This is a genomic window from Mesorhizobium sp. M7A.F.Ca.CA.002.05.1.1 (genome assembly GCF_003998335.1).
Taxonomy (GTDB): Bacteria; Pseudomonadota; Alphaproteobacteria; order Rhizobiales; family Rhizobiaceae; genus Mesorhizobium.
In genome coordinates this window covers 1-1,797 of the sequence record NZ_RZQI01001080.1, presented here as the reverse complement: position 1 = coordinate 1,797, position 1,797 = coordinate 1, and the positions used below count along the sequence as shown (strand labels likewise).

The 1,797-nt window shown below is 64.0% G+C and carries 2 protein-coding genes and 1 pseudogene; all 3 read left to right on the top strand.

Translation table 11 applies throughout. The annotated features are described in order from the left end of the window. A pseudogene (locus EN939_RS32675) lies at positions 1–274 on the top strand (glycosyl transferase family 1); the annotation flags it as partial. 40 nt (positions 275–314) lie between these two features. After that, positions 315–1,310 (top strand): glycosyltransferase family 2 protein, encoded by a 996-nt coding sequence (locus EN939_RS32670; protein WP_127270879.1) that lies wholly within the window; start codon positions 315–317, stop codon positions 1,308–1,310. Continuing rightward, on the top strand, positions 1,310–1,797 hold a 488-nt coding region (locus EN939_RS32665), incomplete at its 3' end, for a glycosyltransferase family 2 protein (RefSeq protein WP_164751443.1). The genes EN939_RS32670 and EN939_RS32665, both read left to right, overlap by 1 nt.

Here is a 1,797-nt window from a genome sequence, read left to right as displayed (position 1 = left end):
CGGAGCAGTGCCGATCTCGATGGGCAACACCGAGACCGGGCGGTTCCTCAAACAGCAGGATATCGGCGTGCTGTTGCCGCAGGCGTCGCCCGAAGCCCTCGAAGCCGTGCTCGGCAAGATGGAAGAGCATCGCTTCGCCAGGCTGAAGGAGCGCGTTCTGGCCCGCAATCCGAGGACCTGGAGCTACGATCGCAGCGATTGCCGGGCGCTTGTCGAGCGGCTGCGCAGCCTGACGGCCGTGCCCGGCTCCTTTGCCGCCGAGGCATTGGCATAGGATGGCCAAGGATGGACAGAGGCAAGATGGACAGAGATTGATGACGCAGACGGACAAACCCTCATCCAGCCTGATCGTCATTCCGTGCCTGAATGAAGCCGCCCATATCGGTGCGCTGCTCGATCAATTGCGGCCCGCGGCCGCCCGGCTTGGCGCCCGGATCATCGTCGCCGATGGCGGCAGCACCGACGGCACGCTTTCCATCGTCGAGGATGTGATTGCCAAGGACCCGCGGGTTATCCTGCTCCACAACAAGCGGCGCATCCAGAGCGCGGCGATCAATCTCGCCGTCGGTACCTTCGGCGATGGTGCCGACTATCTCATCCGCATCGATGCGCATGGCGGTTATCCCGACGATTATTGCGACCGGCTGGTCGAGGAAGCCTTGGCCACGGGCGCGGATTCGGTTGTCGTTTCGATGCTGACCAGAGGCAGCGGTGCCGTGCAGAAGGCGGCCGCCGCGGCGCAGAACTCCAAGCTCGGCACCGGCGGCTCGAAGCATCGGCATCTTTCGCAGGGACAGTGGATCGATCACGGCCATCATGCACTGATGCGGATATCGGCATTCGGCGCCGTCGGCGGCTACGACGAAGCGTTCAGCCATAACGAGGACGCCGAGCTCGATTATCGCCTGCGCAAGGCGGGCTACAAGATCTGGATGAGTGGCAAGACGCAGATGGTCTACTATCCGCGCGCCTCGCTCTCAGGCCTCTATTTCCAGTATCTCGGCTACGGTCGCGGGCGTGCCAAGAATGTGCTGAAGCACCGCGTCATCCCAAAGATCCGGCAGATGGTGCCGCTGGCGGTCTTCCCGGTGGTTCTTCTTGCGGCCTTCTCATTCGTGCATTGGATTGCGGCAGTGCCTTTGTTGCTGTGGGTGTCGGTGTGCCTGGGCTACGGACTGGTGACGGCTATCCGCCAGCGCAAGGCTGACGTTGCGCTGGCCGGTGTCTCGGCCATGGTCATGCATCTTGGCTGGTCGGTTGGCTTCTGGCTGCAGCTTCTCGGCCTCGGCTCGCGACGCGGAGTGGCCTGATGGCGGTGTCGGCAAAGAACCGCAGCATCGACATCGGCGTCTGCACGTTCCGCCGGCCGGAGCTGGCTGACACGCTGCGCTCGCTCGACGCCATGGAGATGCCGGCGGGATTCGATATCCGCATTATCGTCGCCGACAATGACGACACCCCGACGGCCCGTGACCTGGTGGCGGCGCTGTCGCGGGAATTGACGGTGCCGATCCACTATCGGCATGCCCCGGCGCGCAACATCTCGATCGCCCGCAATGCCTGCCTCGATGCGAGCACAGCGGATTTCGTCGCCTTCATTGATGATGACGAAACGGCCACGCCTCAATGGCTCGCTGAATTGGTCGCGATGGCGCAGCAAAGCGGTGTCGCCGTCGTGCTCGGCCCGGTCAGGGCGCGCTATCGCCCGGATGCGCCGGACTGGATGCGGCGCGGCGATTTCCATTCGACCTTGCCCATCTGGGTGCGCGGCGAGATCCGCACCGGCTACACCTGCAA